This window comes from Lentzea sp. NPDC037011, assembly GCF_055607425.1.
Genome location: NZ_JBVJRT010000014.1, coordinates 51,519 through 75,359, shown reverse-complemented (window position 1 = coordinate 75,359; position 23,841 = coordinate 51,519). Strand labels below are relative to the sequence as shown.

Annotated in this window: 24 protein-coding genes; 8 read left to right on the top strand and 16 right to left on the bottom strand. The window is 71.3% G+C overall.

All coding sequences use genetic code 11. From position 1 onward, the window contains the following. Nucleotides 1–188 precede the first annotated feature (188 nt). The 8 genes from ACZ7CH_RS34720 to ACZ7CH_RS34685 form a co-directional block, all read right to left on the bottom strand. Nucleotides 189–1,736 carry a helix-turn-helix domain-containing protein gene (locus ACZ7CH_RS34720; RefSeq protein WP_458433621.1) on the bottom strand — a complete coding sequence of 516 codons (1,548 nt, stop codon included), beginning with the start codon at nt 1,734–1,736 and terminating at the stop codon, nt 189–191. Beyond that, complete coding sequence (locus tag ACZ7CH_RS34715; protein WP_360399024.1) at nt 1,733–3,040, bottom strand: MFS transporter; 1,308 nt, start codon at nt 3,038–3,040, stop codon at nt 1,733–1,735. The genes ACZ7CH_RS34720 and ACZ7CH_RS34715 overlap by 4 nt, the downstream gene beginning before the upstream one ends. 10 nt (nt 3,041–3,050) lie before the next feature. Continuing rightward, nucleotides 3,051–3,782: an SDR family NAD(P)-dependent oxidoreductase gene (locus ACZ7CH_RS34710; RefSeq protein WP_360399027.1), complete on the bottom strand. Its 732-nt coding sequence runs from the start codon at nt 3,780–3,782 to the stop codon at nt 3,051–3,053. Nucleotides 3,783–4,071: 289 nt separating this feature from the next. Beyond that, nucleotides 4,072–4,989, bottom strand: coding sequence for an LCP family protein (locus tag ACZ7CH_RS34705; RefSeq protein WP_360399030.1), 918 nt, complete (start codon nt 4,987–4,989; stop codon nt 4,072–4,074). A gap of 174 nt (nt 4,990–5,163) precedes the next feature. Then, nucleotides 5,164–5,550 carry a DUF3037 domain-containing protein gene (locus ACZ7CH_RS34700; protein ID WP_360399033.1) on the bottom strand — a complete coding sequence of 129 codons (387 nt, stop codon included), beginning with the start codon at nt 5,548–5,550 and terminating at the stop codon, nt 5,164–5,166. After that, nucleotides 5,534–6,301: a HipA family kinase gene (locus ACZ7CH_RS34695; RefSeq protein WP_470368840.1), complete on the bottom strand. Its 768-nt coding sequence runs from the start codon at nt 6,299–6,301 to the stop codon at nt 5,534–5,536. The genes ACZ7CH_RS34700 and ACZ7CH_RS34695 overlap by 17 nt, the downstream gene beginning before the upstream one ends. 99 nt (nt 6,302–6,400) lie before the next feature. After that, nucleotides 6,401–7,456: a lactonase family protein gene (locus ACZ7CH_RS34690; RefSeq protein WP_458433622.1), complete on the bottom strand. Its 1,056-nt coding sequence runs from the start codon at nt 7,454–7,456 to the stop codon at nt 6,401–6,403. Nucleotides 7,457–7,606: 150 nt separating this feature from the next. Beyond that, nucleotides 7,607–8,437: a PPK2 family polyphosphate kinase gene (locus ACZ7CH_RS34685; RefSeq protein WP_470375841.1), complete on the bottom strand. Its 831-nt coding sequence runs from the start codon at nt 8,435–8,437 to the stop codon at nt 7,607–7,609. Between the two features lie 140 nt (nt 8,438–8,577). Here ACZ7CH_RS34685 and rocD point away from each other — a divergent pair, with 140 nt between their 5' ends. From rocD to ACZ7CH_RS34665, 4 genes are all read left to right on the top strand, one after another. Beyond that, nucleotides 8,578–9,819, top strand: coding sequence for an ornithine--oxo-acid transaminase (gene rocD, locus ACZ7CH_RS34680; protein ID WP_470375840.1), 1,242 nt, complete (start codon nt 8,578–8,580; stop codon nt 9,817–9,819). A gap of 16 nt (nt 9,820–9,835) precedes the next feature. Next, nucleotides 9,836–10,390 carry a DinB family protein gene (locus tag ACZ7CH_RS34675; RefSeq protein WP_458433624.1) on the top strand — a complete coding sequence of 185 codons (555 nt, stop codon included), beginning with the start codon at nt 9,836–9,838 and terminating at the stop codon, nt 10,388–10,390. A gap of 97 nt (nt 10,391–10,487) precedes the next feature. Beyond that, nucleotides 10,488–11,867, top strand: a complete 1,380-nt coding sequence (locus ACZ7CH_RS34670; RefSeq protein ID WP_470368844.1) for a DUF2252 domain-containing protein — start codon at nt 10,488–10,490, stop codon at nt 11,865–11,867. Between the two features lie 69 nt (nt 11,868–11,936). After that, nucleotides 11,937–12,365 (top strand): GNAT family N-acetyltransferase, encoded by a 429-nt coding sequence (locus ACZ7CH_RS34665; RefSeq protein WP_470375839.1) that lies wholly within the window; start codon nt 11,937–11,939, stop codon nt 12,363–12,365. Nucleotides 12,366–12,489: 124 nt separating this feature from the next. Here ACZ7CH_RS34665 and ACZ7CH_RS34660 read toward each other — a convergent pair whose 3' ends face one another. The 3 genes from ACZ7CH_RS34660 to zapE all read right to left on the bottom strand — a co-directional run bounded on the left by ACZ7CH_RS34660 (nt 12,490) and on the right by zapE (nt 15,500). Next, nucleotides 12,490–14,085, bottom strand: coding sequence for an ABC-F family ATP-binding cassette domain-containing protein (locus ACZ7CH_RS34660; RefSeq protein WP_360399057.1), 1,596 nt, complete (start codon nt 14,083–14,085; stop codon nt 12,490–12,492). A gap of 78 nt (nt 14,086–14,163) precedes the next feature. Beyond that, nucleotides 14,164–14,415: a DUF3040 domain-containing protein gene (locus ACZ7CH_RS34655; protein WP_458433626.1), complete on the bottom strand. Its 252-nt coding sequence runs from the start codon at nt 14,413–14,415 to the stop codon at nt 14,164–14,166. Nucleotides 14,416–14,513: 98 nt separating this feature from the next. Further along, nucleotides 14,514–15,500 carry a cell division protein ZapE gene (gene zapE, locus ACZ7CH_RS34650; RefSeq protein WP_470375838.1) on the bottom strand — a complete coding sequence of 329 codons (987 nt, stop codon included), beginning with the start codon at nt 15,498–15,500 and terminating at the stop codon, nt 14,514–14,516. 67 nt (nt 15,501–15,567) lie between these two features. Between zapE and ACZ7CH_RS34645 the strand changes: the two genes are divergently transcribed. Both ACZ7CH_RS34645 and ACZ7CH_RS34640 read left to right on the top strand, forming a co-directional pair. Continuing rightward, nucleotides 15,568–16,251, top strand: coding sequence for a pyrimidine reductase family protein (locus ACZ7CH_RS34645; protein ID WP_458433627.1), 684 nt, complete (start codon nt 15,568–15,570; stop codon nt 16,249–16,251). An 18-nt stretch (nt 16,252–16,269) separates the two neighbouring features. Next, complete coding sequence (locus ACZ7CH_RS34640) at nt 16,270–17,334, top strand: ATP-dependent DNA ligase (protein WP_360399069.1); 1,065 nt, start codon at nt 16,270–16,272, stop codon at nt 17,332–17,334. Here ACZ7CH_RS34640 and ACZ7CH_RS34635 read toward each other — a convergent pair. Further along, on the bottom strand, nt 17,331–18,200 hold the full coding sequence (locus tag ACZ7CH_RS34635) for an EamA family transporter (protein ID WP_360399072.1): 870 nt from the start codon (nt 18,198–18,200) through the stop codon (nt 17,331–17,333). The genes ACZ7CH_RS34640 and ACZ7CH_RS34635 overlap by 4 nt on opposite strands. 137 nt (nt 18,201–18,337) lie before the next feature. Here ACZ7CH_RS34635 and ACZ7CH_RS34630 point away from each other — a divergent pair, with 137 nt between their 5' ends. Beyond that, complete coding sequence (locus ACZ7CH_RS34630; RefSeq protein ID WP_360399075.1) at nt 18,338–19,870, top strand: alpha/beta hydrolase; 1,533 nt, start codon at nt 18,338–18,340, stop codon at nt 19,868–19,870. A 268-nt stretch (nt 19,871–20,138) separates the two neighbouring features. On the opposite strand, the gene ACZ7CH_RS34625 is transcribed toward ACZ7CH_RS34630, so the two are convergent. Both ACZ7CH_RS34625 and ACZ7CH_RS34620 read right to left on the bottom strand, forming a co-directional pair. Continuing rightward, nucleotides 20,139–20,843 (bottom strand): DUF6319 family protein, encoded by a 705-nt coding sequence (locus ACZ7CH_RS34625; protein ID WP_470375837.1) that lies wholly within the window; start codon nt 20,841–20,843, stop codon nt 20,139–20,141. Nucleotides 20,844–20,959: 116 nt separating this feature from the next. Further along, the gene (locus tag ACZ7CH_RS34620; protein ID WP_360399081.1) at nt 20,960–21,202 is read right to left on the bottom strand and encodes a hypothetical protein; all 243 of its coding nucleotides are present in this window, start codon (nt 21,200–21,202) and stop codon (nt 20,960–20,962) included. 148 nt (nt 21,203–21,350) lie between these two features. Here ACZ7CH_RS34620 and ACZ7CH_RS34615 point away from each other — a divergent pair, with 148 nt between their 5' ends. Continuing rightward, the gene (locus ACZ7CH_RS34615) at nt 21,351–22,064 is read left to right on the top strand and encodes a hypothetical protein (RefSeq protein ID WP_470375836.1); all 714 of its coding nucleotides are present in this window, start codon (nt 21,351–21,353) and stop codon (nt 22,062–22,064) included. 138 nt (nt 22,065–22,202) lie between these two features. Here ACZ7CH_RS34615 and ligD read toward each other — a convergent pair whose 3' ends face one another. Beyond that, nucleotides 22,203–23,207, bottom strand: a complete 1,005-nt coding sequence (gene ligD / locus ACZ7CH_RS34610; RefSeq protein WP_360399087.1) for a non-homologous end-joining DNA ligase — start codon at nt 23,205–23,207, stop codon at nt 22,203–22,205. Nucleotides 23,208–23,216: 9 nt separating this feature from the next. Continuing rightward, nucleotides 23,217–23,819: a TetR family transcriptional regulator gene (locus tag ACZ7CH_RS34605; protein WP_360399090.1), complete on the bottom strand. Its 603-nt coding sequence runs from the start codon at nt 23,817–23,819 to the stop codon at nt 23,217–23,219. Between the last annotated feature and the right edge of the window lie 22 nt (nt 23,820–23,841).

Genomic DNA, 23,841 nt, shown 5'->3' with positions numbered 1-23,841 from the left:
TCAGCTACGGTGCGGAAGGCTCCGGCGGCTACCTGCCGGCGTTCTTCGCGGCGGCATCATCGACCTCTACCAGTGCTACGGCTTCGATCCTCAGCGGTGCGCTCGTGGTCGGCCTCGGCCTGCACTGCGTGCCGATCGCGAAGCCGTTCGGCGACTCCGACGCGGCGGCCGGTGGTGCGGTGCCGGTGTCAGCCGAGGAGGCGCAGCAGCCGCAGGGCGAGCTGCACCTCCAGCACGCGGTCCGGCGACTGCCAGTCGCCGAGCAGCGACGTGACCCGGTCGAGCCGTTGCGTGACCGTGTTGACGTGGAGGTGCAGCTCGGCCTTGGCGCGGCTCAGGCTCGCGCCGCAGCGGAAGTAGACCTCCAGCGTGTGCACCAGCTCCGTGCCGCGTTCGGTGTCGTAGTCGAGCACCGGGCCCAGCACGGACCGCACGTAGCCGGACACGTCCGCGCGTTCCCCGAGCAGCACGCCGACGAACCCGAGGTCGGCCATCGTCGCGGCGTCCTTCTCCCTGCCCAGCAACCGCAGCGCCCGCAGGCAGCGGCGGGCCTCCTCGTAGGCGGCCGCGATGGCCACCGGTCCCGCGACCGGCCCGGACGCGCCGACCGTGGCTCCCAGTGCCCGCGCGACCTCCTGGGCGACCGCCGTCGACCCGGACGGCAGCGCCAGCACCACGTCCCGGTCCCGCGACCCCGCCAGTCCTCTGTGGACCGATGCGTAGTGCGTGGCGGCGCCCAGGTTCCCGTCCGCCACGAGCACGACGTGCGGGTCGGTCAGCTCGACGCCGACCCGGCGTGCCCGCGCCAGCAGCCCCGCCGGGTCGCGCCCGTCGAGGAGGTCGGTGATCAGCTCGCCGCGGACCTTGTTCTCCGCCTCCGCCACGGTCCTGCGCAGCAGCAACAGCAACGCCGTCACGACCGCCGACCGTTCGAACAGCCGCCGGTCGGCGTCCGACAGCTCTGGCCGCCCGGACAGGGTGACCCCGCCGAGCAGCTCCGAACCCGCGAGCACCGCGCACACCCACACGCCGTCGATCCGCACCGCACGGCCGTTGGCGCGCACCGCGGGCGTCGGCGCGGTCTCCAGGACCTCCACCGCACCGCCCAGCAGCTCCCCCACCGCGGCGGCCACGTCGGCGGCGGAACCACCGCGCAGCACCAGGTCCGTGAGCCGGTCGTGCGCCTCCTCCGCGCGTTTCATCGCGGCGTTGTTGGCCTGGATGGTCTCGAACAGCGACGCCGTGTCGATCGCGATGGCCGCGTGGTCGGCCAGCGACTGCAGCAGCGAGACCTCCTCCGGCGGGAACTCCCGCGCGGTCCGGTCGGCCGCGTAGAGCACGCCGATGACCTTCGAACCGAGCTTCAGCGGCACGCCCAGGATCGCCACCAGGCCCTCGTCGCGCACCGCCGAGTCGATCGGGCCGGTGTGGTTGAACCGGGCGTCGCCGAAGTAGTCGGGCGTGACGTAGGGCTGGGCGGTCTGCGCCACGAGCCCGCCCAGGCCCTCGCCGAGGCCGAGCCGGACCTGCTGGAAGAGCGGCGAGACCGACCCGTCCGTCACCCGCATGTAGGTGCCGGCCGGGTCGTTCATCGACAGGTACGACAGGTCGGTGCCGAGCAGCGTGCGCGCCCTCCGCACGATCGAGCGGAGGACCGCGTCCGGCTCGCGCATGCCCGCGAGCTCGGACGCGGTGTCGAACAACGCCGCCAGTTCGGCTTCACGCCGTCGTGTCACACCCCAACCCTGTCACGTTCCTCCAGGTCCGCACCACGGGTCTCCTTCGCGAAGACGATCGCGACCACGGTGATCACGCAGGTGAGGACCACGTAGACGGCGATGGGGAACGACGACCCGTACGCCTGCAGCAGCGCGGTCGCGATCAACGGGGCCAGCGCGCCGGCCGCGATCGAGGCGAGCTGGTAGCCGACCGACGCACCCGAGTAGCGCACCCGCGTGCCGAACAGCTCCGAGAAGAACGCCGCCTGCGGCCCGTACATCGCACCGTGCAGCACGAGTCCGACGGTCGTGGCGAGGGTGATCAGCACCGGGTCCCTGGTGTCGAGCAGCGCGAAGAACGCGAAGATCCACCCGGCCATGCCGACCGTGCCGACGAGGTAGACCGGCTTCCGCCCGAACCGGTCGGAGAGGTGGCCCCACACCGGGATCGTCACCAGGTGCACCGCCGAGGCGACCAGCACCGCGTTGAGACCGACCGACTTCGACAGCCCGAGGCCGGTGACGACGTAGACGAGGATGAACGCCGTGATCACGTAGTACGACACGTTCTCGGCGAACCGCGCGCCCATCGCGATCAGCACCTCGCGCCAGTTGTGCTTGAGCAGCTCCAGCGCGGGCGCCTTCTCCTCGGCCGGCCCCTTCGCCTTCGTCTCCTGTGCCGCCTTCTCCTGGGCGGCCAGGAAGATCGGCGACTCCGACACGGTGAGCCGGATCCACAGACCGATCACCACGAGCACACCGGAGAGCAGGAACGGGATGCGCCAGCCCCACGCGAGGAAGTCCGCGTCCGACTGCACCGCCGCGAGGACCGCGAGCACCGCCGTCGCGAGCAGGTTGCCGCACGGCACACCGGCCTGCGGCCACGACGCCCAGAACCCGCGCCGCTGCGGATCACCGTGCTCGGACACGATGAGCACGGCCCCGCCCCACTCGCCGCCGAGCGCGAAGCCCTGCACCAGCCGCAGGAACGTCAGCAGCAACGGCGCCAGGACGCCCACCGACGCGTACGTGGGCAGCACGCCCATCAGCATCGTCGCGCCACCCATCAGCAGCAACGACAGCACCAGCAGCTTCTTGCGCCCCAGCCGGTCGCCGTAGTGGCCGAACACCAGCCCGCCCAGCGGCCGTGCGAGGAAGCCGATCGCGTACGTGGTGAAGGCGAGCAGCGTGCCGGTCAGCGGATCGGCGGTCGGGAAGAAGAGCTTGTTGAACACCAGGGCGGCGGCCGACCCGTAGAGGAAGAAGTCGTACCACTCCACCGTTGTCCCGATGAGTGAGGCCCCAACCACTTTCTTGATCATCGACAACTCCTCATTGAGCAGTCCAGCCGCCGTCGACGGCCAACGACGTACCGGTCACAAAACTGTTGTCGCACAACCACAGCACGGCTGCCGCCACCTCGTCGGGCTCGATCAGCCGCTTGACTGCGCTGCGCTTGAGGAAGACCTGCTCCGCGACGTCGGCCGCGGGGATGCCGTGCACCCGCGCCTGGTCGGCGATCTGCTTCTCCACCAACGGGGTCCGCACGTAGCCGGGTGCCACGCAGTTGGAGGTCACGCCGTGCGGCGCGCCCTCGATCGCGGCGACCTTGGAGAAGCCCTCCAGGCCGTGCTTCGCCGCCACGTAGGCGGACTTGAACGCCGACGCCCGCAGCCCGTGCACGCTGGAGACGTGGACCAGCCGTCCCCAGCCGCGGTCGTACATGTGCGGCAGGACGTGCCGGGTGAGCCGGAACGCGGCACCGAGCATGAGTTCCAGCATCGCCGAGAAGCGGTCGGCGGGGAACTCGTGGATGGGGGCGACGTGCTGCACGCCGGCGTTGTTGACGAGGACGTCGACCTCGGCGGGCAAAGCGCCGACGTCACCGGTCAGGTCGAGGACGTGCCCGACACCGCCGATCTCCTCGGCGAGCGGCAGCACGCCGGGGTCGACGTCGACCAGGTGGACTTTCGCGCCGTCAGACGACAGGGCGCGGGCGCAGGCCAGGCCGATGCCGCTGGCGGCTCCGGTGACCAGTGCGGTGTGGCCCGTGACACTCGACATGGCCGGAAACGGTAGGCGTGACCGGTCGTGACCGACATGTGGCGGCTCCACATATTGCCTGGTCGCAAGGTAGATTTAGCCACCATTTAGCGAGATTCGGGCATATGTCGCGAGAACGCCGGGTACAGGGGCGTAAGCTCCCGTCACCTGAACGGGGGAAGATCAGAACGAGGGGGCTACCACCATGTCTTTGACACCCATATACGACGACCTCCTGCGCGAGCTCGAAGAGATCGCACAGGAGGCCGGTCTGACCGGTTCGGAGCCCATCCCCGAACCCGCCGAGTGACTACTTCGGGACAGCGATCAGGTCAGCGGGAACCGGCTGGTCCTTGCTGATCAGGTCGAACAGCTGGGACGCCTGCTCCTTGTTCCACTGCACGACCGAACCCGCACCGGGCACCGTCGGGGTGCCCGCGATCGGCACCGTCCCGCTCTGCGCCTCGCCCATGTTGAGGGCGACGCTCGCGAGGTGCCACACGTGGTCGTCCTCGTTGACCGACACCGCACCGGACGCCGCGTTGAGCAGCGGAACGACGCGGAACGGGTTCGCGAGGGTGGCAGGGCTCTGCACCTTCTCGAACAGCGCCGACAGGAACTTGCGCTGGTTCTGCACGCGCTGCAGGTCCGCGGTCGCGAACGCACGGGTCCGCACGAACCCGAGCGCCTGCGGCCCGTCGAGCTCCTGGCAGCCGGCGGGCAGGTCAATGCCGGCCAGCGGGTCCTTGATCGGCTCGTCGATGCAGATGTCGACGCCGCCGACCGCGTCGACCATGTCGGAGAACCCGCCGAAGCCGATCTCCATGTAGTGGTCGATCCGCACGCCCGTCGCACCCTCGACGGTCCGCACGAGCAGCTGCGGCCCACCGAACGCGAACGCCGCGTTGATCTTGTTGCGCCCGTTCTCCGGGATGGGGACGTAGGAGTCGCGCGGCAACGACAGCAGCGTCGGCTTGGCCGCGCTGTTGTCCGGCAGGTGCAGCATCATGATGGTGTCGGTGCGCCGGCCCGCCGCGTCACCGGTCGCGAGAGCGTCCTTCTGCTCCTGCGACAGGCCTTCCCGCGCGTCGGAACCGACGAGCAGCCACGTGGTGCCCGGCGTCTCGGCCGGCCGCCCCTCGTAGTCCGGCAGCGCGTCGATGCGCTTGAGGGTCGAGTCGACGTAGAAGAAGAACCCGACTGCGGCCAGCAGCAAGACCAGCAGCACGACGAGGATGGTGCGTCCGGGACGCTTCCTCTTCCTCGGTCGCCCCTGCGGCATGGGACGCCGCTGCTGCTGATAGCCCTGGTGGTACCCAGCGCTCATGTGTCGCCAACCCCGATCGCATCAGTTTCGCTTTGCACCTAGGGACGCGGTGCGCCCGTTCAGGTTGCGACGAACCTACCGGGGCGGCAGCACGAGCGCTTCGAAGAGGCGGGTGACCTCAGCCGACGGGTCGTCGGTCCAGCCCGTGTGCGCGGGCGAGGTCTGCACGACGGTGCTGCGCGGCGCCGTGAGCCAACGGAACCGCTGCCCGATCGTCGTCCGGCTCACCGGTCCCGCGTCCGGCGTGCCGTCGCACGAGCTCGCGAGGTGGGCCAGGCTGCTGCCGAGCGTCTCGAGGTCGAGCGCCGGGTCGAGCGCCCGGAGCCGGTCACCGTCCACATGGGTCTTGGCGCACAGGAAGTCCAGCGCGGCGCAGTAGACGATCACGCCGACGTTCACGAACTCGCCCCGCTCCTGCCGCGGCACCGCCCGCAGCAGCGCGTACTCAAACACGTGCGGCACGCGCGGCCTCCAGCGAGTCGACCCAGCCGCGGTGGGCGAGGCGAAAGGTGAAGAAGTCCTTGTAGCGCCGCCTGAGTTCCTGCGGGTCACCCTCCAGCCACTCGTCGGGCACGAGCGCGAGCACCTCGTCGAGCAGCTCCGGCGTGATCTTCGCGGCGAACTCCGCGTCCACTTCGGACAGAGCACCGGCGTTGGGCAGCACGGCGTGGTCGGAGGCGTCGTAGCGGAACTCCTTGGTGGCGGGCCTGTCCTCGCTCCAGGAGTAGTGGAAGTACAGGCTCGCGCCGTGGTCGATGAGCCACGGTTCCCGGTGCCACAGCAGCATGTTCGGGTTGCGCCAGCTGCGGTCGACGTTGAGGGTGAGCGCGTCGAACCACAGCAGCCGGGTCGCGAGCTCCACACCGGGGTCGCGCACCACCGGGTTGAAGTCGAACGAGCCGGGCAGGTAGTCGAAGCCGAGGTTGAGCCCGCCGCTGGCGCGCAGCAGCTCCTGGACCTCCTGGTCCGGTTCCGCGCGGGCCAGCTCGGGGTCGAGGTGCACGAGCACGATCTCCGGCACCCGGAACCCCAGCCGCCGCGCCAGCTCGCCGACGACCACCTCGGCGACGAGCACCTTCACGCCCTGCCCCGCGCCGCGGAACTTCACCACGTACATGCCCAGGTCATCGGCCTCGACCAGCCCCGGCATGGAACCGCCCTCGCGGAACGGCGTCACGTACCGGGTGGCCGTGACCTCCCTCAGAGAACTCACCCGCGCATGATCACACGAACACCCGCGCGGAGCCGAGCGGGATTCCGCTCCGGCTCGGCCGGCCGCGGTGGCGGGGGACGCCACCGCGGCGAGCGGGCGTCACCCCAGTCGCGCGGGCAGCACGCAGACCGGGATCGGGGTCTGCAGCGCGGTTCCGGACGGGGTGAGCTTGCCGGTCGCGCCGTCCACGGCGAACGACGTGACCGTGTTCGAGTTCTGGTTGGCGGCGAACAGGAACCGCCCGCTCGGGTCGGTGGTGATGTGCCGCGGGTACCTGCCGCCGACCGGCGTGGTGCCGACCAGGGACAGCTCGGAGCCGCTCACCGCGAACTGCGCGACGCTGTCGTGGCCGCGGTTGGACAGGTAGACGAACCTGCCGTCGCCGGAGACCAGGACCTCGGCCGGGTAGTTGCGCGCCCCGCCCGCCGGTGCGGTCTGCAGGACCTGGCCGGGCGTGAGCCGCCCGTCGGCGTAGCCGCACGACACGATGGTCGAGTCGAGCTCGTTGGCCACGTAGGCGACCTTGCCGTTCGGGTGGAACGCCAGGTGCCGCGGTCCGGCGCCGGGCTTGAGCTTCGCCGTCGCGACCCTGGTGAGCTTCCCGGCCGCCAACGAGTAGGTGAACACGGCGTCCGCGCCCAGGTCGACGGCCAGCGCGTACCGGCCGGCCGGGTCGAACAGGACCTGGTGGGCGTGCGGGCCCTGCTGGCGGTCCGGGTCGGGGCCGGAGCCGGTGTGCCGCACCAGCTGCGACCGCGCGCCGATGCCGCCGTCGGAGCGCAGCGGGAACACGCTGAGCGTGCCCGACGAGTAGTCGGCGGTGATCAGGTACCGGCCCGACGGGTCCAGCGTCAGGTGGCACGGGTCGGCGCCACCGGTCGCGACCTTGTTGACCACCTTCAGCGAGGTGGCGTCGATCGCGGTGACCTCGCCGTTGCTCGTCTCGTTGACCGCGTAGAGGAAGCGGCCGTCGCGCGACTCGATGACGAACGAGGGGTTCACCACGCCCTTGATGACACCGGTCTGCCGCAGCTGCCCCGAGGCGGTGTCGTAGGTGCCGATGCCGATGCCCTGGGCGCCACCGCTCCACGTCGTGTACGCCCCGAAGAAGACTCTCCGCGTGGTGGCAGCCGCCTCGGCGGTTCCTCCGGTCATCAGCAGTCCCGCTCCCACGCCCATGGCTCCGAGAAATCGTCGCCGGTCCACACCCACGTCCGCACCTCCGGTTCGATCTCAACGGCGGCGGCGCAGCCCACAGTGGCCCAGATCGATACAGTCCGGCAATAGGTGCAACAAAGATTGCGCCTACCGCAACGGGTCGGCGGAGATCAGCCGGGCCTTCTCGGCCGCGAGGTCGTAGGCGGGCTGCGGGAACTTCGGGTCCATCTCGCGCAGCGTCTCCAGCAGCAGCCGGCTCACCGCCCAGTTCCGGTACCACTTGCGGTCGGCGGGCACCGCGTACCAGGGCGTCGCCGAGCAGGCCCGCAACGCGGCCGTGTACGCCTCCTGGTACTTCGACCACTTGGACCGCACGTCGATGTCGGCCGGGTTGTACTTCCAGTTCTTGCGCGGGTCGTCCAGCCGTGCGAGCAGCCGCTCCTTCTGCACCTCCGGCGAGATGTGCAGGAAGCACTTGATGAGCGTGGTTCCGCTCTCGGCGAGCTCGGCCTCGAAGTCGTTGATCTCGCTGTACCGCTTGCGCAGCTCCGCCGCCGTCAGCAGCTTCTCCACCTTCGGCACCAGCACGTCCTCGTAGTGCGAGCGGTCGAACGCGCCGATGCGGCCCTTCTCCGGCAGCACCTTGCGGACCCGCGTGAGGAAGTGCTGGCGGCGTTCGGCCGGGGTCGGCTTCTTGAACGACGCGATCCGCACGCCCTGCGGGTTCACCAGGCCGACGACGTGGCTGACGACCCCGCCCTTGCCCGAGGTGTCCATGCCCTGCAGCACCAGCAGGACCGCACGGGAGTCCTCCGCGTAGAGCGCCTCCTGCAAGCTGTCCAGCTCGGTCCCGGTGGCGGCGAGGTCCTCGGCCGCCTCCTTCTTGTTCGCCGGCCCGATCGGCCGACCGGCCGGGTCGAGGGTGGAGAGGTCCACCGCGTCGAGTCGCAGGGCCGCACGAACCGACTTCTTCGCCATCAGTCGACCGTAGCGATTCACCGCCCAGTCCGCTCGTCATGCAAAGATCACCCACCGATTGGTGGATCTACGCAACATTTGACGGCTCCCCGCAACGCTTCGCGGCTGAAATCGCCTGTCCGGCACCCTAGCCTTGGAGGATGACCGCCATCGCCGACCACCACACCAGGGGAACCATGAACCTGGCCAGCGCTGATCACGTCGCACTCGACGAGGAGTGGAGCACGCACAACTACCACCCGCTGCCGGTGGTCATCTCGCACGGCGAGGGGGCGTGGGTCACCGACGTCGAGGGGCGCCGTTACCTCGACTTCCTGTCCGGCTACTCGTCGCTGAACTTCGGCCACCGCCACCCCGACCTGGTGGCCGCCGCCGTCGAGCAGCTCGGCCGCGTGACGCTCACCAGCCGCGCGTTCCACCACGACCAGTTCGGCCTGTTCTGCCGCGAGCTCGCCCAGCTCACCGGCACCGAGCTGGTCCTCGCGATGAACTCCGGCGCGGAGGCCGTCGAGTCCGCGATCAAGGTGGCGCGCAAGTGGGCCTACCGGGTCAAGGGCGTGCCCGAGGGCACCGCCGAGATCATCGTGGCCGGGTCGAACTTCCACGGCCGCACCACGACGATCGTGTCGTTCTCCACCGACGACACCGCGCGCAACGACTTCGGTCCGTTCACGCCGGGCTTCAAGGTCGTCAAGTACGGCAACCTCGACGAGGTCGAGTCCGCGATCTCCGAGCGCACCGCCGCCGTGCTGATCGAGCCGATCCAGGGCGAGGCCGGCGTCGTCGTGCCGCCCGCCGGGTACCTCGCGGGCATCCGCCGCCTGTGCGACGAGCACGACGTGCTGATGATCGCCGACGAGATCCAGTCCGGTCTCGGCCGCACCGGTGAGCTGTTCGCGCTCGACCACGAGGGTGTGCGCGCCGACCTCTACACGCTGGGCAAGGCGCTGGGCGGCGGCATCCTGCCGGTGTCCGCGGTGGTCGGGTCGAAGGCGGTGCTGGGTGTGCTCAAGCCCGGCGAGCACGGCTCCACGTTCGGCGGCAACCCGCTCGCCTGCGCCGTCGGCCGCGCGGTGGTGCGGCTGCTGGCCACCGGCGAGTTCCAGGAGCGGTCCCGCGAGCTGGGCGGGTACCTGCACACCGAGCTCGGCAAGCTGGTCGGCCACGGCGTCGCCGAGGTGCGCGGGCGCGGCCTGTGGGCCGGTGTCGAGATCGCGCCCGGCGGCCCGGTCGGCCGTGCGGCGTCCGAGGCGCTCTCCGCGCGGGGCGTGCTGTGCAAGGAGACCCACGCGTCCACGTTGCGCGTCGCGCCGCCGCTGGTGATCACGCGGGACGAGATCGACCTCGGTGTGCGGGCGATCGCGGCGGTCGTCGCACCGTAGCTGGCACCCTGGCGGGGTGATCGACGACTTCGCGAAGCAGTACCTGCACGAGGACCTCCGGGAGATCCGTGAGGTGATGGTGCGCAAGCTCGACGGGCTGTCCGAGTACGACGCCCGCCGGCCGCTGACCACGACGGGCACGAACCTGCTCGGCCTGGTCAAGCACCTGACCCTCACGGAGTCCCGCTACTTCGGCGAGGTCTTCGGCCGTCGGTGTCCGTGGCCGGTGGCCCGCTGGGACGACCCGGCGGTGCGCGGCACCGACCTGTGGGCGACCGAGCACGAGACGCGCGCGGAGATCGTCGAGGGCTATCGGCGCGCCTGGGAGCACTCGGACGCGACGATCGCCGCGCTGCCGGTCGACGCGCCCGGCCACGTCCCGTGGTGGCCGCGCCCGGACGTGCTGTTGTTCAACGTCCTCGTCCACGTGCTCACCGAGACCAACCGGCACGCCGGGCACGCCGACGTCCTGCGCGAGCAGCTCGACGGCACGGTCGAGGTCACGGGCAGGGACGCGGCGTTCTGGGAGCGGCGGAGGGCGGAGATCGACCGCGCCGCGCGCAACGCGTGACGGTTCGTGCCCGTCTGGGCGAATCGACCCAGGGCCGTAGGTCACAAATGCTGCGGACCAGGCACACCGTCCACCCGGCCGATGCATCATGGCTCGCATGGGTGAACGGGTGCGGGCTCGGGCTGCCGCCGCGCTGGGCCGGTGGGTCGAGCCGGAGGAGGTCTACGCGCGAGGCCGCGCGTTGCGGTCCACTGTGGACTTCAAGGCGCACAGGGCCGTCTCGCTGGCCGCGCGGCGCCCCTCGGTAGAGGAGTTCCTGCACGCGAGCAACCAGGGCCGGCTGGAGCACCTGGTCCCGTTGCGGATCGGGCGGATGCTGGCCAACCCGTTCGCGTTCTTCCGCGGCGCGGCCGGCCTGCAGGCGGGCGACCTGGCCGCCGGGGTCTCGACCGGTGTGCACGCCCAGCTGTGCGGTGACGCGCACGCGGCGAACTTCGGCCTCTACGGCACGCCCGAGGGCCAGATCGTCATGGACGTCAACGACTTCGACGAGACGCTGCCGGGCCCGTGGGAGTGGGACCTCAAGCGGCTCGTCACGTCGCTGGTGCTCGCCGGGCGCACCGGCGGCGTGTCCGACAAGGGGTGCCGTGACGCCGCCGAGGACGCCGTCAGCGCCTACCGCTCGGTGATCGCGCACCTGGCGGAGGTCCCGTTCATGGACTCGTGGACCGCACTGGGCGACGAGTCGACGCTGTCGAAGGTCAAGGCCGACGACCTGATCAACGACTTCTCCAAGGCGGCGCAGAAGTCGCGCAAGAACACCAGTGCCCGGTTCGCCGCGAGGTGGACCGCGCACGACGGCGAGCGGTGGCGGTTCGTCACGAACCCGCCGACCTTCACCTCCGTCACGCAGCGCACCGCCGACGCGGTGGTCGCCGCACTGCCGTCCTACGTGGACACCCTGCGCGAGTCCCGGACCAACCTGATCATGCGCTACGGCGTGTCGGACGTGGCGTTCCGGGTCGTCGGCACCGGCAGCGTCGGCCTGCGCAACTACCTGGTCCTGTTGCACGGCAACGGGGACGAGGCGCTCGTGCTGCAGTGCAAGGAGGCCAGGCCGTCGGCGCTGCAGCCGTTCCTGGACGTCGAGCCGGCCAAGCACGAGGGCAAGCGGATCGTGCACGGCGCGCGGCTGGTGCAGGCCGAGACCGACATCCTGCTGGGCTGGACGACGATCGAGGGCCGGCCGTTCATCGTGCGGCAGTTCCGCAACCGCAAGGGCGAGATCGACGCGACCACGCTCAAGCGCGACGACCTCGACGACTACGGCCGGTTCGCGGGCGCGCTGCTGGCCCGCGCGCACACCCGCTCGGTCGACCCGCGGCTGCTCGCGGGCTACTTCCGCAACGGCGGCGGCGAGGACCTCGACGAGGCGTTCGCGAAGTACGCGTTCGACTACGCCGACCGGACCGAGGCCGACCACGCCGAGCTCGCGGCGCTGGTCAAGAACGGGAAGCTGCCCGCGCACGTCGAGTGACCGCGCGGGCCGACACGCCAGCGGATCCGCCGCACCGAGGCGGGTGGGAAGAATGTTTAGCCTGGTCACATGAAGATCCGCCGCGCCGCCTCCCCCGACGACGTGTCCGCCGCAGCGCACCTGTTCGACACGCCGCCGCTGCCGGACGCGACGGCGCGGTTCCTCGCCCAGGACCACCACCACCTGCTGATCGCCTACGTCGGCGAGCGGCCGGCCGGGTTCGTGTCCGGTGTGGAGACCACGCACCCGGACAAGGGCACCGAGATGTTCCTCTACGAGCTGGGCGTGGACAAGGCGTTCCTGCGCCGCGGCATCGGCACGGCGCTGGTCGAGGCGCTGCGCACGCTGGCGGCGGAACGGGGCTGCTACGCGATGTGGACCGGCACCGCCACCGGCGACACGGCGGCGCAGGCCACCTACCGCAAGGCCGGCGGGCTGATCGGCGACGGCGCGCTCGTCGCCTGGAACCTGCCGTTCACCGTTCCACCGGAGGCCTGACCCCACCCGCGGCCCTGGTTCGGCAGATGGCGAACATGTTGGTGGTGGTCAGCGGCGATTTGATCATGTGTTGGTGGTACTTGCAGATGCCTGGCCAGGGAGGACGAGAGGCCGAGGCGGGGGCTCAGGTCCAGACCGGCTCGTCCACTTCGGACACGCGGCCGTCCGCGCGGAAGTGCAGGAACCGGTCGAACGACCGCGCGAACCACCGGTCGTGCGTCACCGCGACGACGGTGCCCTCGAAGTCGGCGAGCGCGTCCTGCAACGCCTCCGCGGAGGCGAGGTCGAGGTTGTCGGTCGGCTCGTCGAGCAGCAGCAACGTCGCACCGGACAGCTCCAGCAGCAGGATCTGGAACCGGGCCTGCTGGCCGCCGGACAGGTGCTCGAACCGCTGGTCGCCCGCCTGGTGCAGGCCGTAGCGCTGCAGCACCGACATCGCGGCACCCCGGTCGCGGCCGGCGCGCTGACCGTCGCCGTGCCAGAGGATGTCCACGAGCGTACGGCCGAGCCACTCCGGGTGCTCGTGCGTCTGCGCGAACAGACCCGGCACAACGCGCGCGCCGAGCTTCCACGCGCCTGTGGTGCGCACGTCGTCACCGCCGAGCAGGCGCAGGAAGTGGCTCTTGCCCGAGCCGTTGGAACCCAGCACCGCCACCCGGTCACCGAAGAAGATCTCCTGTGAGAACGGCTTCATCAGCCCGGTCAGCTCCAGCTGCTCGCACGTGATCGCGCGGACACCGGTGCGGCCGCCACGGAGCCGCGGGGCGACCTTCTCGTCCTGCGGGACCTCCGGTGGCGGTCCCGCGTCCTCGAACCGTTGCAACCGTGCGGCCATCACGCGGTACTTCGGTGCCATCGACTCGTAGTACTTCGCCTGCTGCTGCAGTGAGCGCACGAGCTCCTTGAGGCGTTCGTGCTCCTCGTTCCAGCGGCGGTGGTCCTCCAGCAGCTTCTCGATGCGCCGCGCGCGGGCGTCGTGCCAGGTCGCGAACGAACCGGGGTGCGTCCACGCCGAGTGCGCCTCGACGGTCACGACGTGCGTGGCGGCGTTCGCGAGCAGCTCGCGGTCGTGGCTCACGACCAGCACGGCCTTGTCGGTGGCGCGCAGGCGGTCCTCCAGCCAGCGCTTGCCGGGCACGTCGAGGTAGTTGTCCGGCTCGTCGAGCAGGAGCACCTGTTCGTGGCCGCGCAGCAACGCCTCCAGCACCAGCCGCTTCTGCTCGCCACCCGACAGCGTGCGCACCTCGCGGAACCGGGCGCGGTCGAACGGCAGGCCGAGCGCCGCCACCGTCACGGTGTCCCAGAGCACCTCGACGTCGTACCCGCCGGCCTCGCCGTAGTCGGTGAGCGCGGTCGCGTACCGCATCTGCGCGGCCTCGTCGTCGGTGTCCATCAACGCGAGCTCGGCGTCATCGAGCTCCTTCGCGGCCGCGCGCAACGGCTGCGGCGCCACGGCCAGCAGCAGGTCCCTGACCAGGGTGTCGTCGCGCACCGAGCCGATGAACTGCGGCATCACCGCGAGCCCGCCCTGCACGTGCACGCTGCCCTGCTTCGGCGTCAGCTCGCCGGACAGGATGCGCTGCAGCGTCGTCTTGCCGACCCCGTTCGCCCCCACCAGCGCGACGACGGTCCCGCCGCTCACCTTGAACGAGACGTCGCGGAACAGCTCCCGGCCGTCGGGGAGTGCGTACGCCAGCCCGTTCGCTTCCAGATAACCCACGCCGAGATGGTCACGGCAGCAGGGGTCTGGGCGCCACCGAGTTTCGGACAGCCTCTGCGCTGAGCAATATATTGGATATCAGCGGATGCGTATCGGATGCCGGTGCCACACGAGCACGCCGGCGGTCACCAGCAGGCACTGGAACGCCGGCCCGAACGCGGAGATCGTCAGGCACAGCACGGTCAACCCGCCGAACACGACCAGCAGGAGCCAGAACAGCCACGGCCGCGCGGACCGCGAGCTGGTCATGGCGCGGGCCAGACCGGGTTCTTCGGTGCGGAGCCGCTGCTCGATCTCGTCGAGGGAGCGGCGTTCGGCTTCGCTCAGCATCGGGGCCTCCGGGGAGACGTCGGGACGTCATCATTCCCACTCGTCCACCAGGGGATACTCGAAGAACACCGGACTCAAACTCGCCGAACGGGCGAGTTTCACCGGCTCAGGGCCACGAGCCTGGACACCGCCCGCAGGTACTTCTTGCGGTAGCCGCCGCGCAGCATCTCCTCGGTGAAGAGGTCCGACAGCGGCTGACCGGACACCGCCACCGGGATGTCGCGGTCGTAGAGCCGGTCCCCCAGCGTGACCAGCCGCAACGCGACGGACTGGTCGGGCGCCGCGGTGACCCCGCGCAGGTGCACGGTGCTGACGCCGTCGACGAGCCGCCCGTACTTCGACGGGTGGATGCGGGCGAGGGCCTTGAGCAGGTCGCCGAAGTCGTCGAGGGTCGAGCCGGGCATCTGCTCGGCACGCGCCTGGAGCTCGTCGTCGGTCATCGGCGGCGGTGCGTCGGGCAGGCCGCGGTGGCGGTAGTCGGGGCCGTCGACGCGCACGACGTCGAACTTCGCCGACATCGACTGGATCTCGCGCAGGAAGTCGGCGGCGGCGAACCGGCCCTCGCCGAGCTTGTCCGGCAGCGTGTTGGAGGTGGCGGCGATGTGCACGCCCTGCGCCATCAGCTCCTTGATGAGCCGGGTGACGAGCATGGTGTCGCCGGGGTCGTCGAGCTCGAACTCGTCGATGGCGAGCAGCCGGTGCCCGCTCAGCCGCTTGACCGCCTCGGGGAACGTCAGCACGCCGACGAGGTTCGTGAGCTCGACGAACGTGCCGTACGCCTTGGGGCCGGGCACGGCGTGCCACAGCGAGGCGAGCAGGTGGGTCTTGCCGACGCCGAAGCCGCCGTCGAGGTACAGGCCGAGCTTGCCCTCGTCCTCGGACCTGCCGAACAGCGACCACTTCCTGCGGCGCGCGTTCACCCGCGCGGCGAACTCCTGACCGGCCTTGACGGCGGCGGCCTGGCTGGGCTCGTCCGGGTTGGGGATGTAGCTGTCGAAGCTGACGGTGTCGAACCTGGGCGGGGGCACCAGGCCCTCGACCAGTTCGTCGGCCCCGATCTGGGGATCCCGGTCGGACAGGCGCATGCCCCGCAGCCTATCGGCGTGATGGGATGGCCCAGTGCAGATGTTGTGGCCCTCACCGGGCGTTGAGATGACCGACACAGCGCTGGAGGACCTCTACGGCTACCCGGCGGACCGCACGTGGGTGACCGCGAACTTCGTGTCCAGCGTGGACGGTGCGGTGACGGTCGACGGGCGCTCGGCGGGGCTCGGCTCGCCCGCGGACAAGCGGATCTACCTGCTCGGGCGCGACCTCGCGGACGTCGTGCTGGTGGGCGCGGGAACGGTGCTGGCCGAGGGCTACCGGGGTGCGCGGCCCGACGTGGCGCGGCGGGAACGGCTGGGCCTCGCGCCGGCGTTGCCGATCGCGGTCGTCACGGCGCGCGGCTCGCTCACCCCCGGCTTGCCGCTGTTCACCGACACGGCGGTCCCGCCGATCGTGGTCACGACGGCGCGGGCGGAGCTGCCCGAGCTGCCCGCCGACGTGGTCGTCGCCGGTGAGGACGAGGTCGACCTCGCGGTGGCGGTGCGGGAGCTGGCGGCGCGCGGGCTGCGCAGGATCAACCTGGAGGGCGGGCCGAAGCTGTTCGGCACGATGCTCGCCGCCGGGCTGGTCGACGAGCTGAACCTGACGGTGGCGCCGGTGCTCGCGGCCGGTGACGCCGGGCGGATCGCGCACGGGCCGGGCGGGGTGCCCGCGGACCTGGAGCTGCGGTCGGTGCTGCGGGCGGACGACGTGCTGTTGCTGCGGTACCGGCGGCGGGACTCCCGCTGACGGTGCAGGATGTGCCGCGTGGACCTGCCACTGACCCCTCCCCTGCAGCCGATGCTGGCCACCGCGGTGAACGGCGTCCCCGACTCGGGCGACCTGCTGTTCGAACCGAAGTGGGACGGCTTCCGCTGCGTGGTGTTCCGCTGCGGTGACGAGGTCGTCCTGCAGTCGCGCAGCGGCAAGCCGCTGAACCGCTACTTCCCCGAGGTCGTGGCGTCGATGCTGGCGGTGCTGCCCGAACGCGTGGTCGTCGACGGCGAGCTCGTCGTGGCCCGCGACGACGAGCTGGACTTCGACGCGTTGTCCGAGCGCATCCACCCGGCGGCCTCGCGGGTGGCGCTGCTGTCCGAGACGTCACCGGCGACGTTCGTGGCGTTCGACCTGCTCGCACTGGGCTCACGGGAGCTGCTGGAGTCGGCGACGGTGGACCGGCGGGCGGCGCTGCTGGAGCTGCCGGGCCTGAACGTGACGCCGGCGACGACGTCGGTGGAGACCGCTCGGCAGTGGTTCACGCTGTTCGAGGGCGCCGGTTTGGACGGTGTGATGGGCAAGCTCGCCAGCGGCCCGTACACGCCCGGCAAGCGTTCGATGATCAAGGTGAAGCACGCGCGCACGGCCGACGTCGTGCTGGCGGGTCTGCGTTGGCACAAGGACACCGAGCCGGGCACGGCCGTCGGGTCGATGCTGCTCGGCGTCTACGACGACAACGACGTGCTGCACCACATCGGTGTCTGCGGCTCGTTCAAGGCGGCCGAACGCCGTGAGCTGGCGGCCGAGCTGACGCCGTTGATCACGACCGCCGACGACCACCCGTGGGCGGCCCCGCGGCCGGGGCAGCGGATTCCGGGGGAGATCAACCGGTGGCGCGGGCAGCAGGCCGGGTACGTGGCGCTGCGGCCGGAGCGGGTCGTGGAGATCCACTACACGCAGACCGAGGGCGACGCGCCGGTGCGGTTGCGGCACAACGGCCAGTTCGCGCGCTGGCGGCCGGACCGCGAGCCGCTGTCGTGCCGGTACGACCAGCTGGAGATCCCAGCGCGCTACGACGTCGCCTCGGTGCTGAAAGGTGAGCTGCGGGCCCGTTAGGCCTCGGGACGTGCCGACCGCGTGGCCCCCACGGACGCGATGACCACGCAGCACACGGCCACCCACTGCGCCGGTTCGAGGTGCTCGCCGAGCAGGACCAGCCCGGCCACGGCGGCGACCGCGGGTTCCAGCGACATCAGGATGCCGAACACCCGCGGCGGGATGCGGCGCAGCGCCTCCAGCTCCAGCGAGTACGGCACGACCGACGACAGCAACGCCACCGCCAAGCCCGCGACCAGCACGAACGGGTCCAGCAACGCCGTGCCCGCCGACGCTGCGCCGAACGGCAACGCGATCACCGCGCCGACGACCATCGCCAGCGCCAGCCCCTTGCCGTCGGAGGTCTGGCTGCCGAGCTTGGCCGCGATCAGGATGTAGCCCGCCCAGCACACCGCCGCCGCCAGCGCGAACAGCACGCCGACCAGGTCGAGGCCGCCCTGTGCGCGGGTGAGCAGCAGAACGCCGCCGCCGGCCAGCACGACCCACACCCCGTCGAGCCAGCGGCGCGACCCGGCGACCGCCACCGCGAGCGGGCCGAGGAACTCGATGGTCACCGTCGCGCCGAGCGGGATGCGGTCGAGCGCCTGGTAGAAGGTCAGGTTCATCGCGGCCAGGACACCGCCGTAGCTCGCGACGACCAGCAGCGTGCGGCGGTCCACCCGCAGCGATGGGCGCCAGATGAGCAGCAGCACCGCGGCGGCGAGCACGAGCCGCACCGCCACCGTCCCGGTCGCGCCGACGGACGTGAAGAGCTGCTTCGCGAAGGCCGCTCCGACCTGGACGCTCACGATGCCGAGCAGCACGAGCGCCGGCGGCGGGACCGCCCCCATCAGGCGTGCGACGGGCAGACCGTCCGCATGAGACATCGCTCCATCGTGCAGGAGGTCCTTTCGGCACCCGATGCGGTTTCCCACGGACCGGGAACGGCCTGACTCACCTTGTTCACACCTGGCGCGTGCGAGGCTCCACCCGAGCCCGAGTTGGACGGAAGTGAGGAACACCTGTGCGTCGCGCTGCCCTGGTCCTGCTGGCAGTGAGCGTGCTGACGGCGTGCAGCGCCGGGCCGTCGCTGCGGCCGGTGATCGCGGTCAGGGGCGAGGGCGACCAGCCCGCCGACCAGAGCGCGCTCGCGGGACCGCAGCCCGTTCCGCCGCTGGAGGACTACCGGTCGGACTCGCTCGCGTGGTCGCCGTGCGGCGAGCAGATGCGCGACCGGATCGGCACGAACGTGCCCGAGGGCGACCAGAAGTACGAGTGCGCGCGGATGAGCGTGGTGCTCGACCCGCCGGGACGTCCCGGCCGCGGTTCGCTCAGCGTCTCGCTGACCCGCGTCGGCTCCGGCAAGAGCGCGCTGGTCGTGGTCGGCGACCCCGCCGGGGAGTCCGGCACGGTGAAGGCCGCGCGGCTCGCGGCGGCGCTGCCGGAGGACCTGCTCACCACCTACACGATCATCGGCGTGGACCGGCGCGGCACCGGCCGGTCCGAGGGCATGGCCTGCGTGCCGTCCGGGACGCGTGCGGCGCTCGTCGAGTACGACCCGGCCGAGCCCGAGCAGTCCCAGCTGGTGGTCGCGGCCGGTGAGGCGGCGCAGGAGTGCGTGCTCGACCTGGAGGGCAGACTGACCGCGTTCGACTCGTGGCGCGCGGCCGCCGACCTCGAACGGCTCCGCGACCACCTCGGCACCGACCGGTTGAACCTGCTCGGCATCGGGGAGGGCTCGCGGGTCGTCACGACCTACGCCCAGCGCTACCCGAACCGCATCGGCCGCACCGTGCTCGACGGCGCCCCCGACCCGACGCTCGACCAGGCCGGTGTCCTCGAGTCCCGCGCGGCGGCCGCCGAGGCGACGTTCGAGGCCTTCGCCCGCGACTGCCTGGCTCGCGGCTGCGCGCTCACCAAGCCGCGCGACGACGTGAACGGCCTGCTCACCCAGCTGCGCACCACCCGCATCCGCGGCGAGTACGTGGACCTGACGGCCGGGTCCGCGCTGAACGCGATCCTGTCCGGCCTGGGCGACCGCTCCCGCTGGCCCGCGCTCGCCGACGCGGTCGTGAAGGCCCGCGCGGGCGACGGCACCGCGCTGTTCACGTTCCTCAACCCGCTGGTCGGCGACCTCGACGAGAACCCGCCGCGCTTCGACGCCGGCCTCGTGATCGGCTGCAACGACACCACCACCCGCATCCCACCCGACCGGGTGAAGGCGCTGGCGACGGACTGGCAGGGCAAGCACCCGCTGTTCGGCACGCTGTTCGCCCGGCAGCTGCTGCACTGCAGCCCGTTCCCGGTGCCGTCGCTCGCGAAGGTGGACCCGCTGAAGAGCGCGCCGCCGATCGTGCTGCTCAGCACCGCCGACGACCCGGCCACGCCCGCCTCGGGCACCGAGCACGCGGCGCAGCGGCTGCCGGGGTCGGTGCTGATCGGCTGGCAGGGCAGCGGGCACGGGGCGCTCGGGGTGTCGGGCTGTGCGACCACCGCGGTGCGCGACTACCTGGTCGAGGCGAAGGTGCCGACGAACGGCACGGTCTGCCCGCCCTGATCTTCCAGGACATCAGCAGGGGGAGCCTTCCGCGGTTCGGGAAGGCTCCCCCTGCTCGGTTCTGGTGTCAGCAGCTCGAACAGCAGCCGCAGCCGGGCCCCGTGCACCCGGAACAGCATCCACACGTACCCATCAGGGCCTCCCGTTTTCACGCCGGACCAGCGGGACCTCCGCGCGTTCCACGGTCCGCCCCGCCACCGGCCCTGGGAAGCCCCCTCACCCGAACGCGGCCGCACCACCACCGGTGCGGTCGCAGCCGGTGACCGCGCTACGCGCCCAGGTCCTCCAGCGCCTTCTGCGCTGCCTCCAGTTCGGCGCGCAGCTGCTCCACGCGGGCGAGCTGCTGGGCACGCGCCGCGTTCAGCACGCCCTCGACGATCTCGGCGACCTCGGGCGTGAGCAGCTTCGCGGCCTGCGCGACGGAGGCCGGCGAGACCGCCATCGGCCGCACGGACTTGCGCGCGCCCTGCATGACCTCGACGGTCCACTCGCCCTCACCGGCGCTCACCAGGGTGATGGTGACCTCCGGCGCCGCCTTCGCACCGCCCTGCTTGCGGGCGGGCTTCGGCGGCGGGGACGCCTCGACTGCGGGAGCGGGTTTCGGCTTGGGGGCCGCGGGCTTCACCGGCACCTCCGGGACGTAGGGGTACTCGACCACAGTCTCCCGCGGCGGCTCGGGCTGCGCGGCGGGTGGTGCGGCGGGCTTCTTGCGGGGCGGCGGTTTCTCCAGCGTCAGCTCGGACGGGCCGAACGACATCTCGTCCTTCGACCCCGTTGGCCGCACCTGGATGAAGTCGCCCTCCTCCGGGTCGGTGAAGGCGAGCACCTTCGCCGACCTCCCCGCCTCCATGCCCACCGCGGCCGCCGTGAACCACACCAGCGGCTGAGTGCCCCCGTCGAGCTGTGAGCGCAGGTCGCCGACGTCCTCCGCCGACAGCCCGCTCTTCTTCGCCATCGCGCTGCCTCCCGCCATTCGAACACCTGTGCCCCAGCATGCCCTACACCCCTGACAATTCTGAGCACCGGGTCGACGGCAAGATCAAGTCACGGGAACCGTGCGGTGAAAGCGCTCTCAGGCGAACGGGCCGGTCACGCCTCTTCTGCGCGCAGCCGGTACTCGCACCCGTACTCGACCACGTAGGCGAGGTCGTAGACGTGCACGATCTTGGGGCCGCCGTGCAGGTGCACGTACGTGACCGTCTGCTTCGGCTCCTCCGGCACGGAGGGCAGCGAGTCCACGCGCCCGTCGAGGGGACCGCCGACGTACCGGACGACGTAGGGCTGGGCCATGGCGACCTCCTCTCGTTCCGCCCAGTCTACGAGGTCACCCACCGGATCCAGAGCGGGTACAGCCGGTTGGCCCACCTGCCGGACGACCGGACGGCCAGCGCGTCACCCCTGCTCGCGCGCCCGCGACGGCTGCCTGGGCGGGACTACCGTCCGGGAGGTCAGGCACCCCACTGGAACACGAGGCCCGCTCATGGCCGATGGCCCCACCGACCAGCTCCGCAGCCCCGTCCTCATCGAACTGTGCCTGCTGCTGCGCGACTTCCTCGACGACCTCGACCTGACCGACCTGAACGACGACGACCTTTACCGGCACATCGCCTTCGCGGTATCCCTTCAGCACTCCGGCCGTGACTTCACCGCGCGGCCCGCTCCGGAGCTCGACCAGGTCGCAGCCGCCGTGCTGCGGCGGCTGGCAACCGGGCCCCTGGGCGATCCCTCACTGCGGTCGCCCCAGGCGCGGTACGCGACGGACGCGACACCGCACAAGGTTCAGGTAGCCGATGAACCCGCAGGTGACGACAAACCGGTCGGAGCACTGTGGACCTCGTCCCTCCTGCCGGGCGGCACCAGCACGTGGCAGTGGGGAGAGTGGGCGGAGTTCGGCCGGACGAGACCGCTGTCCACCGTCACCTTCGACCCGGCGAGCGTCCGGTTGTTCACCATCGGCTCGCCCTCCGACTACGGGCGGCTGGTGACCCGCTACCCGCACTCGTCAGCGGGACGCGCTCGGGTCTGCTGGAGTCGCGCCGCCGAAGACCTCGATGCCGTGCACCTGACCGTGACCGGCCTCCTCACAGCGCACCACGTCCCGGTCAGGACGCCGCACGGCATCGCCGTCCTCACCGGCTGGGACGCCGAATCCACCGCCTGGCTGCACCTGCCGCCCGGCTTCCAGCAGCACTGAACCCAAGGCGCAGGAACGAGTTCTCAGCTCTGAGCAGGTCGCCAGCTGTTGTGCCTGTGACGCCCCAAGTCCCCGCCCCTGGCTCTACTGGCGTCTGCAAAGAGGGGGAGGGGGCGGACAAGACCTCTGGCCAGGTGCTCAGTTCTTCTTCCGAGAAGGCTGCACCCGCAGCGGCTCGCCCGGCATCTTCGGGTAGTCCGGCGGGTACGGCATCTCCCCGCGCGGGTCTGCCGCGTACCACTCCAGCAGCGTCTCGATCCCGAACGCCTCCGAGTCCAGCCCCGCGTGCGGGTCCCCGCGCTCGGCCAGGTAGGAGGGCACGGTCAGCACGTCGAAGTCGTCCGGGTCCACAGTGGACAGCTCGTCCCACGTCACCGGCGTCGACACGGTGGCACGCGGGGTGCCGCGCACCGACCAGGCCGACGCGATCGTGCGGTCGCGGGCGGCCTGGTTGAAGTCGATGAACACCCGCTCGCCGCGTTCTTCCTTCCACCACGCCGAAGTCGCCAGGGACGGCGCCCGCTTCTCCACCTCGCGGGCCAGCGCGATCACCGCGTGCCGGACGTCGACGAAGTCCCACTCTGGCCGGATGCGCACCGCCACGTGGATGCCACGACCGCCGGACGTCTTCGGGTGACCGGTGAGGCCCGCGTCGGCCAGCACCTCGCGCAGCACGCCGGCGACCCGTGCGGCGTCGCGGAAGCCGGTGCCGGGCTGCGGGTCCAGGTCGATGCGCAGCTCGTCGGGCAGGTCGACCAGCGGGCGGCGGACGGGCCACGGGTGGAAGTCGAACGTGCCGAGGTTCGCCGCCCACACGACCACGGCCTCCGAGGTCGGGCAGATCTCGTCGGCGGGGCGGCCGGACGGGAACCTCACCGTCACCGTCTCGACGTAGTCGGGGGCGCCCTTGGGCACGCGCTTCTGGTAGAACGCCTCGCCCTCCACGCCGTCGACGTAGCGCTTCAGGACGACCGGGCGATCGCGCAGGACGGACAGCAGCACGGGTGCGACCGTGCGGTAGTACTCGACCACCTGGAGCTTCGTGATGCCCCGCGCGGGAAAGTACGGCTTGTCCGGGTTGGACACCCGCACCAGCCGGTCACCCACCTCGAGCTCGATCGCCTTCGACTTCGCAGCAGCCACGCCGAAACACTAGAGGCCCCGCACGAACGCCGCGAGCGCCAGCTCGAAGCTGTCGCGGTCCAGCTCGCGGGCCACACCGGGCAGCAGGTGGGCGCGGTCGAGGTGCGGGTAGCGGCCGGAGTAGGCGGCGGGGTCGGAGGAGAAGCCGCTGGAGAACGAGCTGAGCGCGGAGCCGAACACGATGTACATGACGCCCGCGGCGATCATCGTGGCCTCGCGGCGGGACCAGCCGGCGTCGACCAGGGCGCCGTGCATCACGTCCAGGCGCTTGAGCGACTCCTCGCGGCCGGCGGGGCCGTAGGCCAGGAACGGCACGATGTTCGGGTGCGACGCCAGCGCCTCGCGGTAAGAGCGCGCGCACTGGACGAGTCCGGCGCGCCAGTCGCCCGAGGCGAAGCCGGACACGTCGATCGTGGCGAGGATCGCCGCGGCCACGTCGTTGAGCAGCGCGTCCTTGGTCTTCACGTGCCCGTAGAGCGACGCGGCCTGCACGCCGAGCTCCGCGGCCAGCCTGCGCATCGACAGGCCGTCGAGGCCGTCGCGGTCGATGATGGCCAGTGCCACCGACCGGATCCGGTCGGGGCTCAACAGAGGGGTGCTCGGCCGCGGCATGTGAGTTAACCTAACACTGTTC

Coding starts and splice junctions, on each gene's coding strand:
- ACZ7CH_RS34715 (WP_360399024.1), bottom strand. CDS start 3,040: ATGATCAAGAAAGTGGTTGGGGCCTCACTCATCGGGACAACGGTGGAG.
- ACZ7CH_RS34710 (WP_360399027.1), bottom strand. CDS start 3,782: ATGTCGAGTGTCACGGGCCACACCGCACTGGTCACCGGAGCCGCCAGC.
- ACZ7CH_RS34690 (WP_458433622.1), bottom strand. CDS start 7,456: ATGACCGGAGGAACCGCCGAGGCGGCTGCCACCACGCGGAGAGTCTTC.
- ACZ7CH_RS34685 (WP_470375841.1), bottom strand. CDS start 8,437: ATGGCGAAGAAGTCGGTTCGTGCGGCCCTGCGACTCGACGCGGTGGAC.
- rocD (WP_470375840.1), top strand. CDS start 8,578: ATGACCGCCATCGCCGACCACCACACCAGGGGAACCATGAACCTGGCC.
- ACZ7CH_RS34670 (WP_470368844.1), top strand. CDS start 10,488: ATGGGTGAACGGGTGCGGGCTCGGGCTGCCGCCGCGCTGGGCCGGTGG.
- ACZ7CH_RS34665 (WP_470375839.1), top strand. CDS start 11,937: ATGAAGATCCGCCGCGCCGCCTCCCCCGACGACGTGTCCGCCGCAGCG.
- ACZ7CH_RS34655 (WP_458433626.1), bottom strand. CDS start 14,415: ATGCTGAGCGAAGCCGAACGCCGCTCCCTCGACGAGATCGAGCAGCGG.
- zapE (WP_470375838.1), bottom strand. CDS start 15,500: ATGCGCCTGTCCGACCGGGATCCCCAGATCGGGGCCGACGAACTGGTC.
- ACZ7CH_RS34645 (WP_458433627.1), top strand. CDS start 15,568: ATGACCGACACAGCGCTGGAGGACCTCTACGGCTACCCGGCGGACCGC.
- ACZ7CH_RS34635 (WP_360399072.1), bottom strand. CDS start 18,200: ATGTCTCATGCGGACGGTCTGCCCGTCGCACGCCTGATGGGGGCGGTC.
- ACZ7CH_RS34625 (WP_470375837.1), bottom strand. CDS start 20,843: ATGGCGGGAGGCAGCGCGATGGCGAAGAAGAGCGGGCTGTCGGCGGAG.
- ACZ7CH_RS34615 (WP_470375836.1), top strand. CDS start 21,351: ATGGCCGATGGCCCCACCGACCAGCTCCGCAGCCCCGTCCTCATCGAA.
- ACZ7CH_RS34605 (WP_360399090.1), bottom strand. CDS start 23,819: ATGCCGCGGCCGAGCACCCCTCTGTTGAGCCCCGACCGGATCCGGTCG.